The sequence below is a fragment of the Nonomuraea recticatena genome (assembly GCF_039533245.1).
In the GTDB taxonomy this organism is placed as follows: Bacteria; Actinomycetota; Actinomycetes; order Streptosporangiales; family Streptosporangiaceae; genus Nonomuraea; species Nonomuraea roseola.
Genome location: NZ_BAAATE010000025.1, coordinates 1 through 14,011, shown reverse-complemented (window position 1 = coordinate 14,011; position 14,011 = coordinate 1). Strand labels below are relative to the sequence as shown.

General features: G+C 71.2%; 16 protein-coding genes, 1 tRNA gene and 2 riboswitches. Of the genes, 10 read left to right on the top strand and 7 right to left on the bottom strand.

Going from position 1 to position 14,011, the window contains the following annotated elements:
* Positions 1-10: 10 nt before the first annotated feature.
* The 3 genes from ABFX50_RS35465 (at position 11) to ABFX50_RS35455 (ending at position 2,727) form a co-directional block, all read left to right on the top strand.
* Positions 11-1,639 carry a molybdopterin-dependent oxidoreductase gene (locus ABFX50_RS35465; RefSeq protein ID WP_346152697.1) on the top strand — a complete coding sequence of 543 codons (1,629 nt, stop codon included), beginning with the start codon at positions 11-13 and terminating at the stop codon, positions 1,637-1,639.
* Positions 1,640-1,732: 93 nt separating this feature from the next.
* Positions 1,733-2,467 (top strand): toxin glutamine deamidase domain-containing protein, encoded by a 735-nt coding sequence (locus tag ABFX50_RS35460; RefSeq protein WP_346152695.1) that lies wholly within the window; start codon positions 1,733-1,735, stop codon positions 2,465-2,467.
* On the top strand, positions 2,464-2,727 hold the full coding sequence (locus tag ABFX50_RS35455) for a hypothetical protein (protein ID WP_346152693.1): 264 nt from the start codon (positions 2,464-2,466) through the stop codon (positions 2,725-2,727). Before ABFX50_RS35460 ends, ABFX50_RS35455 begins: the two co-directional genes overlap by 4 nt.
* Before the next feature lie 23 nt (positions 2,728-2,750).
* Here the strand turns inward: ABFX50_RS35455 and ABFX50_RS35450 are convergent, their stop codons facing one another.
* From ABFX50_RS35450 to ABFX50_RS35435, 4 genes are all read right to left on the bottom strand, one after another.
* Positions 2,751-5,198, bottom strand: coding sequence for an ABC transporter permease (locus tag ABFX50_RS35450; protein ID WP_346152691.1), 2,448 nt, complete (start codon positions 5,196-5,198; stop codon positions 2,751-2,753).
* Positions 5,199-5,203: 5 nt separating this feature from the next.
* Positions 5,204-5,944, bottom strand: a complete 741-nt coding sequence (locus ABFX50_RS35445; RefSeq protein WP_346131264.1) for an ABC transporter ATP-binding protein — start codon at positions 5,942-5,944, stop codon at positions 5,204-5,206.
* A 92-nt stretch (positions 5,945-6,036) separates the two neighbouring features.
* Positions 6,037-6,687, bottom strand: coding sequence for a response regulator transcription factor (locus tag ABFX50_RS35440; protein ID WP_183648926.1), 651 nt, complete (start codon positions 6,685-6,687; stop codon positions 6,037-6,039).
* Positions 6,684-7,832, bottom strand: a complete 1,149-nt coding sequence (locus tag ABFX50_RS35435) for a sensor histidine kinase (protein ID WP_312895596.1) — start codon at positions 7,830-7,832, stop codon at positions 6,684-6,686. The genes ABFX50_RS35440 and ABFX50_RS35435 overlap by 4 nt, the downstream gene beginning before the upstream one ends.
* A gap of 158 nt (positions 7,833-7,990) precedes the next feature.
* Here ABFX50_RS35435 and ABFX50_RS35430 point away from each other — a divergent pair, with 158 nt between their 5' ends.
* Positions 7,991-8,437, top strand: coding sequence for a hypothetical protein (locus tag ABFX50_RS35430; protein WP_346152689.1), 447 nt, complete (start codon positions 7,991-7,993; stop codon positions 8,435-8,437).
* A gap of 184 nt (positions 8,438-8,621) precedes the next feature.
* On the opposite strand, the gene ABFX50_RS35425 is transcribed toward ABFX50_RS35430, so the two are convergent.
* Together ABFX50_RS35425 and ABFX50_RS35420 are read right to left on the bottom strand one after the other, a co-directional pair.
* A complete protein-coding gene (locus tag ABFX50_RS35425; RefSeq protein WP_346152687.1) occupies positions 8,622-9,116 on the bottom strand; it encodes a hypothetical protein in 495 nt (164 codons plus the stop codon).
* Positions 9,116-9,724 carry a DUF6286 domain-containing protein gene (locus ABFX50_RS35420; protein ID WP_346152685.1) on the bottom strand — a complete coding sequence of 203 codons (609 nt, stop codon included), beginning with the start codon at positions 9,722-9,724 and terminating at the stop codon, positions 9,116-9,118. Before ABFX50_RS35420 ends, ABFX50_RS35425 begins: the two co-directional genes overlap by 1 nt.
* 100 nt (positions 9,725-9,824) lie before the next feature.
* On the opposite strand from ABFX50_RS35420, the gene ABFX50_RS35415 reads away from it, so the two are divergent.
* On the top strand, positions 9,825-11,012 hold the full coding sequence (locus ABFX50_RS35415; RefSeq protein WP_346152683.1) for an amino acid deaminase/aldolase: 1,188 nt from the start codon (positions 9,825-9,827) through the stop codon (positions 11,010-11,012).
* Position 11,013: 1 nt separating this feature from the next.
* Here the strand turns inward: ABFX50_RS35415 and ABFX50_RS35410 are convergent, their stop codons facing one another.
* Positions 11,014-11,343 (bottom strand): DUF3618 domain-containing protein, encoded by a 330-nt coding sequence (locus tag ABFX50_RS35410; RefSeq protein WP_346152682.1) that lies wholly within the window; start codon positions 11,341-11,343, stop codon positions 11,014-11,016.
* Positions 11,344-11,434: 91 nt separating this feature from the next.
* Here ABFX50_RS35410 and bcp point away from each other — a divergent pair, with 91 nt between their 5' ends.
* From bcp to ABFX50_RS35385, 5 genes are all read left to right on the top strand, one after another.
* Positions 11,435-11,908 (top strand): thioredoxin-dependent thiol peroxidase, encoded by a 474-nt coding sequence (gene bcp, locus ABFX50_RS35405; RefSeq protein WP_183648907.1) that lies wholly within the window; start codon positions 11,435-11,437, stop codon positions 11,906-11,908.
* A 91-nt stretch (positions 11,909-11,999) separates the two neighbouring features.
* Positions 12,000-12,083: transfer RNA gene (locus tag ABFX50_RS35400), tRNA-Leu, on the top strand.
* Between the two features lie 49 nt (positions 12,084-12,132).
* A riboswitch (glycine riboswitch) is annotated at positions 12,133-12,230 on the top strand.
* Positions 12,231-12,327, top strand: a riboswitch (glycine riboswitch).
* Positions 12,328-12,360: 33 nt separating this feature from the next.
* Positions 12,361-13,446 carry a glycine cleavage system aminomethyltransferase GcvT gene (gene gcvT, locus ABFX50_RS35395; protein ID WP_183648905.1) on the top strand — a complete coding sequence of 362 codons (1,086 nt, stop codon included), beginning with the start codon at positions 12,361-12,363 and terminating at the stop codon, positions 13,444-13,446.
* Positions 13,443-13,832 carry a glycine cleavage system protein GcvH gene (gene gcvH / locus ABFX50_RS35390; RefSeq protein ID WP_183648903.1) on the top strand — a complete coding sequence of 130 codons (390 nt, stop codon included), beginning with the start codon at positions 13,443-13,445 and terminating at the stop codon, positions 13,830-13,832. Before gcvT ends, gcvH begins: the two co-directional genes overlap by 4 nt.
* Before the next feature lie 58 nt (positions 13,833-13,890).
* Positions 13,891-14,011, top strand: a 121-nt coding sequence (locus ABFX50_RS35385) for a serine dehydratase beta chain (protein ID WP_346152838.1), incomplete at its 3' end; no start/stop codon positions are given.

Genomic DNA, 14,011 nt, shown 5'->3' with positions numbered 1-14,011 from the left:
GCGTCGGGGTGTGGACAGCAACAAGGTGGTTCCCGCATGGGCGGGCGCGCTGGCCGGTGTGGTCGCGGGGGCGGTGGCGCTCGGCGTCGCCTACGTGGTCGCGGCGGTGCTGGCGCCTGACTCCTTCCCCGTCGTGGCCGTGGCGGACGCGGCGGTGGACCTCTCGCCCGCGCCGCTGAAGGACTGGGCGATCAGGACCTTCGGCGAGAGCGACAAGACCGTTCTGGTGAGCGGGGTGTCGGTGGTCCTGACGGCGGTGGCGGCGGTGATCGGCGTGCTGTCCAGGCGGAGCGTCCGCCTCGGGCAGGCGGGCTTGGCCCTGTTCGCCGTCGTGGGGCTGCTGGCGGTGCTCACCAGGCCCGACGCGGGCGCCCTCGACGGCCTGTCCACGGTGGTGGGAGCGCTGGCCGGATCATGGGCGCTGACGCTGCTGCTCGGCCGCGCGGTCACGCCGGTCGAGCAGGCGCGGACCGAAGTCCTTGCCGGCGAAGGATCCCCGGCACGTCCAGACCCCGAAGGGCCTGCGGAGGCCGAACGGCCCGCCGTCATGCGGGCAGGGGCGCAGCTGTACGCCTTCGACCGGCGCCGACTGATGGTCGGCGTGGCGGGCGGGCTCGCGGCGGCGGGCGCGTCGGGGCTGGCGGGGCAGGTGCTGTCCGGGCGCAGGGTGGGCGACACCGCGCGCGCGGAGATCGCCCTGCCCAGGCCGGCGACTCCGGCCGCGCCGCTGCCCAGGGGAGCGGACCTGCGCCTCGACGGCCTGTCGCCCTTCGTCACGCCCAACAAGGACTTCTACCGCGTCGACACCGCCATCGTCGTCCCGCAGGTCGACCCGAAGGACTGGACGCTGCGCATCCACGGGCTGGTGGACAGGCCCGTCGAGCTGACCTTCGACGACCTGCTCAGGAGGCCGCTCACCGAGGCCGACATCACGCTGACCTGCGTGTCGAACGAGGTCGGCGGGCCGTACGTGGGCAACGCGCGCTGGCTCGGCGTGCGGATGGCCGACGTCCTGAGGCAGGCGGGGCTGCGCGCCGACGCCGACATGCTGCTGTCGACGTCGGCGGACGGCTTCACCTGCGGCACCCCGGTGGACGTGGTGATGGACGGCCGCGACGCGCTGTTCGCCTTCGCGATGAACGGCGAGGCGCTGCCGGTGGAGCACGGCTTCCCCGTCAGGCAGGTCGTGCCAGGTCTGTACGGATACGTGTCGGCCACCAAGTGGGTCGTGGACATCAAGGTGACGAGGTTCGACACCGACAAGGCCTACTGGACGCCGAGAGGCTGGGCGGAGAAGGGGCCGATCAAGACGCAGTCGCGGATCGACCTGCCCAAGCAGGGACAGACCGTCCAGGCGGGCCGGACGACGGTGGCGGGGGTGGCGTGGGCCCAGCACACCGGGATCGAGGCCGTGGAGGTGCGCATCGACGGCGGCGCCTGGCAACGGGCGAGGCTGGCGCAGGTGCCGGGGCCCGACACCTGGCGGCAGTGGGCGCTCGACTGGGACGCCCCGGCGGGCGAGCACACCATCGAGGTGAGGGCGACCGACGCCGCTGGCCGTACCCAGACGGGGCAGCAGGCCCCCATCGAGCCCGACGGCGCGACCGGCTGGCACTCCGTCAGCGTACGGGTGGCCTGAGGGACCTGCTTTCACCTTGGAAATCTCCGAAGCTCCTGACTGAGCGCGATCGGCCGCCTACGATCGGTCGTCGAACACGAAGGAGGCGGCGAGATGTTTCGCGAGAGCCTTCCCGAGGGCAGGTACGACCCGCTGATCGCCGACGGGGTGCGATGGCGCGACTACGAACGGGCCGCCGACTCGGCGCAGAGGGCCGTTCCGGGCGATCACGACTGGTTCGACCTTCCGCACCGGCCGCCCAGGCTGACCGAGTGCAGGCCGTACGACGTGAAGGGCGGGCTGGCCCGCCCCGACCCGCAGTCTGAGGCGGACCTGACGCGCGCGGTGCCCGAGGGCGCGCGCTTCGCCGACCCGCGGGGCACGTGGGTGAGGCTGGTCAACGGGATGGGGCCCGCCGCGGACCCGTTCAGGGCGAGCAACGCGGCCGACTGCGCGCTCGCGGTGCTCTCCACCTGGCACGGGGAGCCGGTGGTGGCCGCGCCTCGGCAGCCCGAGTACGACGCGGTGGGCAGGCCGCTGCTCACGGGGGAGAGCGGCGGAACGGCCAGGATGGAGCGGTGGATCGGCCGCCGGCTCGAGCACGTCGGCCAGGGCCGCCACGCCTACCCGCTGATCGCGCGACGCCTGGCGGAGGCGGGACACGGGGCGGCCGCGCTCATCGTGGTCCGCTGGCCCGGCGGCGGCTCGCACGCGTGGAACGCCGTCAACTCCGAGGGCGAGGTCATCTGGATCGACGGCCAGCGCGGGCACATGGCGGTGGAGCCGCCCTACGAGCGGGTGGCAGGGGTGTTCTGCGCGGTCGTCGACAGGCGGGGGGAGCAGGGGTGAACCTGGACCAGGCGCGCGCGGTCGCGGAGGAGTACTTCAACGGCGCCACAAGGGAGCCGGTTGAGCTGGGCCTGTACGCCTTCGGCGACGGCTACGTGGTGTGGGCCAGGACGCCCGAGCCGGAGGACCCCGCCGCCCTTCCCGAGACGGTCGGCGGCGGCTGCGTGGTCATCGACGGCAGCACGGGCGAGGTGGTGATCAGACCGCTGCTCAACCCCGAGACCGTGGCCGAGCAGTGGCCTGGCCGCCGCCCCCGCTGACAGCCAGGGCCACCGCCCGTCGCTCAGCCCGCGGCCAGCGAGCCCACGATCGAGGCCCTGGCGGCCTTTCTCGCCGGCAGCACGGCCGCCACGACCCCTGCCAGGCCCGACAGCGCGACGAACAGGGCGACCTGCGCGAGGGGCACCACCAAGGTCGCGCCGTCCATCATCGTTCTGACGGCCGCCCAGCCGAAGGCGATGCCGAGTGTGACCCCGACCAGCGCGCCGATCAGGCCGAGCACCAGCGCCTCCACCGAGAGCATCCTGCGCAGCTGCGCCCTGGTCAGCCCGAGCGCCCGCAGCAGGGCCGACTCGCGGGTGCGTTCGTGGACCGACAGCGAGAGCGTGTTGGCGATGCCCAGCAGCGAGATGAGGATCGCCAGTCCCAGCAGGCCGGTGACGATCATGAGGGTCATGTCCAGCGCGTCGTCGTACTGTCCGCGGACGTCGGTGGAGCTGATCACCTGCACGGTCGGGTGGGCCGCGGTGGCCGCCTCCACCATCTTCCTGGTCCGGTCGGGATCGACGCCGTCCTTGATCTTGACGTAGACCGTCGAGTCCGGCGTCCTGCCGAAGTAATCGTCGTAGGAGCGGGCGGTCACGGTCACCGCGGGCAGGAGGCTCTCGCTGTCGAGCAGCTGGCTGACCTTCAGCGTGACAGTGCCCGCCCTCTTCGTCTTGAGCTCGACGGGGGAGCCCTTGCGCAGGCCCCACTCCTTGGCCAGGGACGCCGAGATCGCCACCTCGCCGGGGCCGAGGCTCTTGATGGCGGCCGGTCCGGCAAAGGTGCCGACCATGGTCTCGTTCCTGCCGAGCATGGCGCTCGTCTCACGCAGCTGGATGACCGAGTCGAGCTCGGGCCTGCCCCTCAGCCCCTCGCCGATCGAGCGGGGGATCGAGGCGTCCCTCGCCTGCGCGGTGATCAGGTAGTCGGCGGGGAACTGGGAGTCGAGCTTGGCGGCCATCGACACCCGCGTCGAGGCCGTGATCACCGAGATGAGCGTCATCAGCGTCACGCCGATGGTCAACGCGATCGTGGTGGTCGCCGCCCGCCTCGGATTGCGGCCCGAGTTGTCCACGGCCAGCCTGCCGGGCACCCCGAACAACCTGCCGGGGATCCAGCCCACCAGCGCGCTGAGCGGCTTGACCAGCACAGGGCCGAGGACCAGCACGGCGAGGAAGACGAGCGAGCAGCCGGCCATCGCGATGAACAGCGGCGCCTGGCTGCCGGGCTCCATCATCACGGCCATGGTGGTGGCGCCGATCCCCGCCAGGAGCAGCAGCCCGGCGAGCACCACGCGGACCAGTCCCGCGCGGAAGGTCTGCTCCTCCACCTGGGCGCGCAGCGCCGCGATCGGCGCGACGGCGGTGGCCGAGCGGGCCGGCAGCAGCGCCGCGCCCACGGTGACCACGAGACCGACCACCAGGCCGATGGCGATCGTCCTGGGCGCCAGCGTGGCGGCCAGGCCGGTGGGCAGCGGCGCGTCGAACGCCCTGAGCAGAGCCATGGCCCCTGCACCCAGCCCGTAGCCCGTGGCCAGGCCGAGCACGGAGGAGAGCAGGCCGACGACCACCGACTCCAGCAGGATCGAGCCGAACACCTGGCCCCGGGTCGCGCCGATGCAGCGCAGCAGCGCCATCTCCTTGGTCCGCTGGGCCACCAGGATGTTGAAGGTGTTGTAGATGACCAGCGCGGCGACCATCATCGCGATCAGGCCGAAGATCAGCAGGCCCAGCGTGATGAACTCCAGCTCGACGCCGTTGCTCTTCGACAGGGCCGCGGCCAGCTCCTTGCCGGTCTTGAGCTCGTGGCCGCCGCCGACGGCGGCGGCGATGGCCCGCTTGAGCGCGTCGGGGTCGGCGCCCGTCACGTCGATCTCGCGGTAGCCCTTCTCGCCCGTCATGAGCTGCGCCGTCGCGGTGGTGAAGCCGACCGCCCCGGTGTAGCCGAGCTCCTGGTCGAGGCCGACGTCGAACAGGCCGACGAGCCTGAAGTCGTGCTTGGCGCCCTTCTGGTCGAGCACCGCGACGGTGTCGCCGACCTTGAGGTTCTGCGCCCTCGCGGTGTTGGTGTCCACGATCGCCTCGTCGCCGCCCGAGGGGGCCACGCCTTCGGTGATGGTCGTGCGGTCGCTGACGGAGATCGCGGAGGTCGGAAGGTCGCCGACCGCCTTGCCGTCGGCGCCTAGCAGCGGCGCGCTGCCACGCACCAGGCCCTGAGCGCCGGTCACGCCGTCGATCCCGCGTACCTTCTCCAGCACCTGCTCCGGCAGCTGCCCGCCTTGGGACGGCAGGACGGCCACCGCCACCCTGCCGGCGTCCGCCGTGACCTTCTGCAGGAAACCGGCCTGGATGGTGTCGGTGAGCACGAACGTGCCCGCGATGAAGCCCACGCCCAGCGTGATCGCCACGGAGGTGAGCAGGAGACGCAGCTTGTGCGCCTTCAGTCCGGCGAGAGTCGTCCTGATCAACGGACTCAGGCCTCCAGCTTCATCAGGGTGTCGAGGACCGTCTGCGGGGTGGGCTCGGAGATCTCGGTGACCAGCTCGCCGTCGCGCAGGAAGACGACCCTGTCGGCGTAGGAGGCGGCGAGGGGGTCGTGGGTGACCATCACGATGGTCTGGCCCAGCTCCCGCACGCTCGTGCGCAGGAAGGACAGCACCTCGGCGCCGCTGCGCGAGTCGAGGTTGCCCGTCGGCTCGTCAGCGAAGATCACCTGTGGCTTGCTGATCAGCGCCCTGGCGACGGCCACGCGCTGCTGCTGGCCGCCCGACAGCTCTGTCGGCTTGTGGCCGAGGCGGTCGCGCAGCCCCACGGTCTGGATCACGCGGTCGAACAGGAGCTGGTCGGCCTGCCGTCCGGCGATCTCCAGCGGCAGCCTGATGTTCTGCTCGGCGGTCAGCGTGGGCAGCAGGTTGAAGGCCTGGAAGATGAAGCCGATCCGGTCTCTGCGCAGGTGCGTGAGCTGCTTGTCGCCCAGCCCCGTCAGCTCGACGTCGCCGATGGAGACGGTGCCTGAGGTCACCGTGTCCAGCCCCGCGAGGCAGTGCATCAGCGTCGACTTGCCCGAGCCGGAGGGGCCCATGATCGCGGTGAAGGCGCCGGTGGCGAACGCGACGTCCACCCCCCTCAGCGCGTGCACCTGCGCGTCACCGAGGCCGTAGGTCTTCGTCACGTCTCTGGCCACGACGGCGGGCGGGGCCTGGGTGAATGTCATGTTCGTCGTCACGCAGATCACGCTAGGGGCGCGGAACGGGCCTTCCCTGGGCCTTGAGGACGGACTTCCTGTCACCCCTCAGATGACCCCGGTCAACCTTTCGGCCGATCCGACGGCACGATCAGCCCCGCCTCGTACACGTAGACCACCACCTGCGCCCTGTCGCGCAGCCCCAGCTTGGCCAGCACCCTGCCCAGGTGCGTCTTCACCGTCGCCTCCGCCAGGGTGAGCCGCTCGGCGATCTCGGTGTTGGACAGCCCCCTGCCCACCAGCAGCATGACCTCGCGCTCGCGGGCGGTCAGCAGGCTGCCGTCGGGCAGCTTGTCGGTGGTGAGGTGCGAGCCGAACCTGTCGAGGAGCCTGCGCGTGGCGCTCGGCGCCATCACCGCGTCGCCGTTGTGCACCGAACGGATCGCGCTCACCAGGTCGGAGGGCGGCACGTCCTTCAGCAGGAAGCCCGAGGCGCCCGCCTTGATCGCGGAGTAGGCGTACTCGTCGAGGTCGAAGGTGGTCAGGATGAGCACCTTCGGTCCCTCGATCCTGCGGGTGGCCTCGACGCCGTCCATGGTGGGCATGCGCACGTCCATGAGGACCACGTCCACCTCGGTCGTCTCCAGCCGCTCCAGGGCCTGGGCTCCGTCGGCCGCCTCGGCCACCACCTCGATGTCGGGCTGGGCGGCGAGCACCATCTTGAACCCGGCCCTCAGCAGCTCCTGGTCGTCGACCAGCATCACCCTGATCATGCCGCGACCGGCAGCCTGGCCAGCACCTCGAAGCCGCCGCCCGGCCTGGGCGCGGCCTGGACGGCGCCGCCGTACATGGAGACGCGCTCGCGCATGCCGAGCAGGCCGTGGCCGTCGGGGCTGCGCGGCGCGGCGGCGCCTCTGCCGTCGTCGGTCACGCGCACCACGAGCTCGTGCATGCCGTACTCCATCTCCACCAGGGCGCGCGCCCCCGGACCGCCGTGCTTGAGCGTGTTGGTCAGAGCCTCCTGCACGAGCCGGTAGACCGCCAGCTGCTCACCCTCGGGCAGTTCCTGCGGGACGCCGGTGACCCGCAGGTCCACCGGCAGGCCTGAGCCGTGCACCAGCTCCTCGAGTTGCGCGAGCCCCGGCTGCGGGGTGTAGTCGGCGGCGCCCGGGCCGTCCTCCCTCAGGACGCCGACCATGCGCCGCATCTCCGCCAGCGCCTCCCTGCCGGTCCTCGAGATCGCCTGTACGGCCTTGCGTGCCTGCTCGGGGTCGCTGTCGATGGCGTAGCCCGCCCCGTCGGCCTGGACGATGATCACGCTGACGTTGTGCGCGACCACGTCGTGCAGCTCCCTGGCGATCCTGGCCCGCTCGGCGGCGGCGGCCATCCTGGCCTGGTGGTCACGCTCGCGTTCGGCCCTTTCGGCCCGCTCCTCCAGGCCCTCGAGGTAGCGATGGCGGGTGTTGGCGTACAGGCCGGTGAGCCAGATCGTGACCACGAAGACCGTGCAGCCGAAGAACGTGCTGAGGGAGACGGTGTCCCACTGCACGAGCGCGAGGAAGATCCCGAACTCTGACACCAGGCAGGCGGCCAGCGCCCATCTGAACACGCACCTGGTGGCCACGGTGTAGAGGGCCACCAGCACCGCGGCGTTGGCGGGGAAGGCGTCGACGCCGGCCAGCCACTGGAAGAAGCTGATCAGGGAGACGATCGCGAAGACGACGCGCGGATGGCTGCCCCGCCAGAACAGCGGCACCAGCAGCGCCGCCGACAGGGCCAGGTAGCCGCCCAGACCGATGGGAGCGCGGCCGGTGTAACTGATGGCGGTCATGACACACAGCCCGACCAGTGGCGCCAGCCACAGGGAGTCCACGAGCTTGGGGTGGCGCTGGGACCAGGCGCGAATCTTGCCGAACACGTCATCACTCTACGGAGGCCCGCGCGTGCCTCCTTCCCCCTGGAGGTGGAGGTCGGTGTACGACCCTGGTCGCACACCACATTTACACGGTACTTATGGGGGGTCCGGCATTCTTGTGCATCGGGAGCGCCCTCAGGGGCGAGTAAAGGGAGATCGTGATGGCGGATCATGATCGCGCCGACGGGCCGCGCGGTGAAGAGGAAGCACCGCGCGGCCCAGACCCCGAGAGCGCCCCACCACCTGCTTCCGCCCCCTTACCGCCTCGGCCCGCGCCTCCTGCTCACAGTGACGGCTTCGCGGCCTTCGTCCGGCAGAAGTACACGCAGATCATCGGCGCGGGCCTCATCGGACTGCTGATCGGCGCGATCCTCGGCGGCGGCGCGGTCGCCGTGCTCCATCGCATCGCCGACCGCCATCCCGCCCAGTGGCAGAGCCCCATGCGGTACGGCTGGCAGCAGCCCGGCGAGTGCTGGTACACCCCGGGCGGCAGAACCTGCGCCTACCCGTACCCGTATCCCGTCTATCCCGCCCATCCACCGACGGTGCCGTTCCCCGGGCCGAGCAAGACCCGCGTCCCGACGCCCGTCCCCACCTCGACAGGCTGAGCGCCTACCGGCACGCGTCCACGGGGCGGCCTGTCGCGGGGTCGAGGTCGACCCCGATCGGCTCCTCGTCCGGCAGACGCACCTCCACCCTGTCCGCGCCGACCCACCGGACCAGGTGGAGCTCCCCTCGTCCACATGCTGCCAGGGCGGCCGTCCGGCTCGGTATGGGCGGCGGGAGAGACGCTCAGCGGCGGACGTGGAGGCGGACCAGCGCGCCCATGGCGTCATCTCCGACGTCGCGCCTGATCCTGCCGACGATCTCGCGGTCCAGCTTGCCGACCACCGCGCCGACGTCCGCGCTGGACGGGCAGGTCACCGAGATCCGCATCCTGTCGGCGCCGACGAGCCTCACCTTGGTACGGCTGATGCCCTCCACGTCCTTCAGCCCGACGCACAGCAGCGCCGTCCCCGTGCCGGACCGGTGGCCGAAGCGGCCCCAGCCGAGCGCCATGAGCAGCCACCTGGTGGCGACCATGGCGGCCATGACCAGCGCCAGCGCGCCCGCCCACGAGATCCACGGGTGGGCGGCGAGGTAGGCGGCCACGTCGAAGGACAGCACCTTGGCGTCCTTGGCCTGCGGCAGCCGTCCCGAGCCGCGCAGGAAGGCGTAGGCGCCCCCGGACAGCAGGACGAAACCCACCACGGCCAGGCCGATCCTGTTGCCCGCGTACTGCCGCATCAGAGCCCCTTCCTGCGCAGCCGCACGACGACCTCGCCCGCGTAGATCGCGCCCAGCCCGTTCAGCCTGTCGCCGACGGCGACGCCCGCCCTGCGCAGCATCGCGCCCGTGCGCTCGGCGTCGGAGACGACCGTGACCTCGATCATGCGGCGGCGCAGCCGTACCCTGACGCTCTCCACGCCGTCGACGTCCTCGGCCGCGGTCTTGAGCGTGCGCCGCAGCCCCGTCCTGGTGATGCCGATGACCAGCCTCGAATCGGAGGTCCCCAGCGCCAGCAGCCTGGCCCTGCCCGGCAGCACCGCGAGCCCGAGCAGCACCAGCCCCACGACCGCGGTGACCAGGGCCCCCAACTGCAGGTTCGGGTGCGACCATGGGGTGGCAGCGGCCAGGTCCGCCACCCTGTCGATCGGCACCAGGCCGAGCCTGCCGCCCAGCAGCGCGGCGACGACCTCGGCGGCGGTCAGAGAGAAGAGCACCGCCAGGGCGGCGGAGACCACGACGCCCGCGGGGGTGCGCGCGGGCTTGAGCACTCTCGCCGCCCTGCGGCGAGGCGTGTCCCCTTCGGTCAGGGCGGCTCCGCCAGGCAGGAGCTCCTGGAGTGTTGTCATCACACCGACCAGAGGTACAGGGGCCCGCCCGGCCATAAAGCCCTCCCCGCCGCCGGTTTGCGGGATCTTTGCCCGCGAGCATCGGTATTACCCTGCTTGTATGGACGACCGCCAGCGCTACGACAGGGCCACAGCGGAGCTCGATCCGCCCTTCGCGATCCTCGACATGGAGGCGCTGCGGGCCAACGCCGAGAGCCTGGTGCGCAGGGCGGGCGGCAAGCCGATCAGGGTCGCGAGCAAGTCCGTCAGGTCGCGCCCGATCCTGGAGCGCATCCTCGCCATGGACGGCTTCCGCGGCGTCATGGCCTTCACCCTGCCGGAGGCGCTGTGGCTGGTCTCCCACGGCTTCTCCGACGTGCTGGTGGCCTACCCGACCGCCGACAGGGCGGCGCTGGCCAGGCTCGCGGCGTCGGAGCGGGCGGCGAGAGAGATCACCCTCATGGTCGACTCGGCCGAGCATCTCGACTACATCGAGGCCGCCGTGCCGGCGAACAGCCCGCCGCTGCGCCTGTGCCTCGACCTCGACGCCGGTTATCTCGCCTTCGGCGGGCGCTTCCGCGCGGGCGCCCTGCGCTCGCCGGTGCGCGAACCCGTGCACGCCGCCGACCTGGCGGCCGACATCGCCAAGCGTCCTGGCTTCAGGCTGGTCGGCCTCATGGCCTACGAGGCGCAGATCGCAGGCGTCGGCGACGACCCTCCGGGCAGCGCCGCCTTCGCCCGTGTGGTCAGGCTGATGCAGGCGCGCTCGGCCAGGGAGCTGATCCTGCGGCGCGGCCGCGTCGTCAACGCCGTCAGGCAGGTGGCCGACCTGGAGTTCGTCAACGGCGGCGGCACCGGCAGCATCGAGCGTACGGTCAGGGAGAAGGCGGTCACCGAGTGCGCGGCGGGGTCGGGCTTCTTCCACCCCAGGCTCTTCGACTTCTACCGAGGCTTCAGCGGGCGCCCCGCCGCGCTGTTCGCGCTGCCGGTGGTCCGCCGTCCCGCGCCCGACGTGGTCACCGTGCTCGGCGGCGGTTACCTGGCCTCTGGGGCGCCAGGCCCCTCGCGGCTGCCCCAGCCGTACCTACCCCCCGGGTTGCGCTACTCGGCCGACGAGGGCGCGGGCGAGGTGCAGACACCGCTGCTCGGCCAGCCCGCCGAGGACCTGCGCGTGGGAGACAGGGTGTGGTTCCGCCACGCGAAGGCGGGCGAGCTGTGCGAGCGGTTCGCCGGCCTGCTGCTCGTGGAGGGCGACAAGGTCGTCGAGGAGGTCCCGACCTACAGGGGCGAGGGCAAGACCTTCCTCTGACTCAGCCTCGCCTGCGCCTTCTCCACATCACCAGCGTGGCGCCGATCACCAGCACGGCGCCCACGGCGATCAGCGCGGGACCGAGGTTGGGCTGCTCGTCCTCCCACAGGTCGTCGGGCTCGTCGCCGAAGCGCACGGGCCGCGGCGTGATGCCCACGAGGTCGCCGACCGACGACACCAGGTGCTCGGCCCTCGACTTGACCTCCTCCACGCCGCGCTGGGCGACGCGCTTCGGGCTCACCCGGTCGGCGATGGCGTCGACGGTCTGGGCGAGCTCCGCACGCGTCCGCGCGATCCGGCGCTCCAGCTCATCGGGGTCGGTGTCGGCCATGGCTCTCCTCTCTCAGGTGATCAGTCTGTCAGGTCGCGGTGCCGGACGGCACAGCGGGCGCGAGGTAGGTTGGGCCGTCTAAGGAGGACCCGTGACCGAAACCAAGCTCCAGCCCGGCGACGCCGCGCCGGACTTCTCGCTGCCCGCAGCCGACGGCGGCGCCGTCTCCCTCGACGCCTTCCGTGGCAAGCGCGTCATCCTGTACTTCTACCCCGCCGCGATGACGCCGGGGTGCACCAAGCAGGCGTGCGATTTCCGCGACAATCTGAACCTGCTCACCGACGAGGGTTTCGTCGTGCTCGGCGTGTCGAAGGACAAGGCCGACAAGCTGGTCAAGTTCGTCGAGCGCGACGCGTTGACCTTCCCTCTGCTGTCCGACCCCGGTCTCGAGGTGCACAAGGCCTACGGCGCGTACGGCGCCAAGAAGCTGTACGGCAAGGAGGTCGTCGGCGTGATCCGCTCGACCTTCGTGATCGACGCCGACGGGAAGATCGAGCAGGCCCTCTACAACGTGAAGGCCACGGGACACGTGGCGGCGCTGAAGAAGAAGCTCGGCCTCGTCTGAGGCGTCACGGTCGGGCCCGCCGCGCGGGCGGGCTTGATCGTGAACGAGTATCTCCGCCGCCGCCCTGGGCGCTATTCTGAGCGGGAGTCGCGCGGGCGTGGCGAAATCGGCATACGCGGCAGGTTTAGGTCCTGTTGGTGGAGACACTGTGGGGGTTCGAGTCCCCCCGCCCGCACCTTTCCCTTGGTGGTCGAATCCGTACTAGGCTTGCCCCCATACACCGATGAACCCACGCGGGAGAGCGTCCTGGCAGCCGGCCATGACCCCTGAAGGAGCAAGCCCTCCCCGCGAACCTCTCAAGGCAAAGGACCGCGCGGGCCAGGTGACCTCTGGAAAGCAGGCCTGTTGGGCCTCGCCGAAGGTGAAAGTCCGGGAAAATTCGGGCGAAGCTCTCAGGCACCGATGACAGAGGGGGAGGATCCTGGCATCCGACCCATTCTGAGGTGCGCACAATGTCCCGACCGACGCCGCTGCGAGACATCCACGAGAGTCTCGGCGCCACGCTGACCGACTTCGCCGGCTGGCTGATGCCGCTGCGCTACGGCAGCGAGTCCGCCGAGCACAACGCCGTCCGCGAGCGGGCCGGGCTGTTCGACCTGTCCCACATGGGTGAGATCTTCGTGACCGGGCCGCAGGCGGGTCAGGCGCTCGACCACGCGCTGGTCGGCCACCTCTCGGCGCTGGCCGTCGGCCGCGCCCGCTACACGATGATCGTGAACGAGCAGGGCGGCGTGCTCGACGACCTCATCGTCTACCGGCTCGGCGACGAGGAGTTCATGGTCGTCGCCAACGCCTCCAACTACCCGATGGTCGCCGCGCGGCTCACCGAGCGCGCCTCCGGCTTCGGCGCCTCCGTCGAGGACCGCTCCGACCAGTACGCGCTCATCGCCGTCCAGGGCCCGAAGGCCCAGGAGATCCTGGCCACGCTCACCGACGCCGACCTCGAGGGCCTGAAGTACTACGCGGGCCTGCCCGGCACCGTCGCGGGCGCCGAGGCGCTGATCGCGCGCACCGGATACACCGGCGAGGACGGCTTCGAGCTGTTCGTCGCCAACGCCGACGCCGCCCCGCTGTGGCACGCGCTGACGAAGGCGGGCGAGCCGTACGGCCTGCTGCCCGCGGGCCTGTCCAGCCGCGACACGCTGCGCCTCGAGGCGGGCATGCCCCTCTACGGCAACGAGCTCAACGCCTCGCTCACGCCGTTCGACGCCGGCCTCGGCCGCGTGGTGAAGTTCGACAAGCCGGGTGACTTCGTCGGCAGGGCGGCGCTGGAGCCCGTCAAGGATGTTCCGCCGCGCCGCCGACTCGTCGGCCTGGTCGCGACGGGCCGCCGGGTCCCGCGTCACGGGTTCCCGGTCACCAAGGACGGCGTCGTCGTGGGCGAGGTGACCAGCGGCGCCCCGTCGCAGACCCTCGGTAAGCCCATCGCGATGGCGTACGTGGACACTGGGATAGAAGAAGGTCTGGCCGTTGACATCCGGGGCAGCCAAGAGGCTGTGGACCTGGTGGAGCTGCCTTTCTACAGGAGGAACAAGTGAGCACCATCCCTGACGACCTGAGCTACACCAAGGAGCACGAGTGGGTCGCCGGACTCGACGACGGCCTGACCGTGACCGTGGGCATCACCGCCTACGCGGCCGAAGCGCTGGGTGACGTGGTCTTCGTGCAGCTTCCCGAGGTCGGCACCACGGTCGAGGCGGGCGACTCCATCGGCGAGGTCGAGTCGACCAAGTCGGTGAGCGAGATCTACGCCCCGGTCGGCGGCGAGGTCGTCGAGGTCAATCAGGCCGTCGTCGACAAGCCCGACCTGGTCAACAGCGAGCCGTACGGCGAGGGCTGGATGTTCCGCGTCCGCCTGGAAGGCGACCCCGAGGACCTGCTGAGCGCGGAGGAGTACACCGCGCTCACCTCCGGCGACAACTGACACACTCCGCCGGGGTCCAGCCAGGACCCCGGCATATCTTGAGAGTTGGGCTGTATCAATGGCGATCAGTGTCTTCGACCTCTTCAAGATCGGTATCGGCCCGTCGAGCTCCCACACCGGCGGCCCGATGGCCGCCGCGCACAAGTTCGCCCGCGGCCTGCAGGCCGACGGGCTGCTGG

Excerpts from the sequence above, each read along its gene's own strand:
- ABFX50_RS35460 (WP_346152695.1), top strand. The coding sequence starts at position 1,733 with ATGTTTCGCGAGAGCCTTCCCGAGGGCAGGTACGACCCGCTGATCGCC.
- ABFX50_RS35445 (WP_346131264.1), bottom strand. The coding sequence starts at position 5,944 with ATGACATTCACCCAGGCCCCGCCCGCCGTCGTGGCCAGAGACGTGACG.
- ABFX50_RS35440 (WP_183648926.1), bottom strand. The coding sequence starts at position 6,687 with ATGATCAGGGTGATGCTGGTCGACGACCAGGAGCTGCTGAGGGCCGGG.
- ABFX50_RS35430 (WP_346152689.1), top strand. The coding sequence starts at position 7,991 with ATGGCGGATCATGATCGCGCCGACGGGCCGCGCGGTGAAGAGGAAGCA.
- ABFX50_RS35425 (WP_346152687.1), bottom strand. The coding sequence starts at position 9,116 with ATGCGGCAGTACGCGGGCAACAGGATCGGCCTGGCCGTGGTGGGTTTC.
- ABFX50_RS35420 (WP_346152685.1), bottom strand. The coding sequence starts at position 9,724 with ATGACAACACTCCAGGAGCTCCTGCCTGGCGGAGCCGCCCTGACCGAA.
- ABFX50_RS35415 (WP_346152683.1), top strand. The coding sequence starts at position 9,825 with ATGGACGACCGCCAGCGCTACGACAGGGCCACAGCGGAGCTCGATCCG.
- ABFX50_RS35410 (WP_346152682.1), bottom strand. The coding sequence starts at position 11,343 with ATGGCCGACACCGACCCCGATGAGCTGGAGCGCCGGATCGCGCGGACG.
- gcvT (WP_183648905.1), top strand. The coding sequence starts at position 12,361 with ATGTCCCGACCGACGCCGCTGCGAGACATCCACGAGAGTCTCGGCGCC.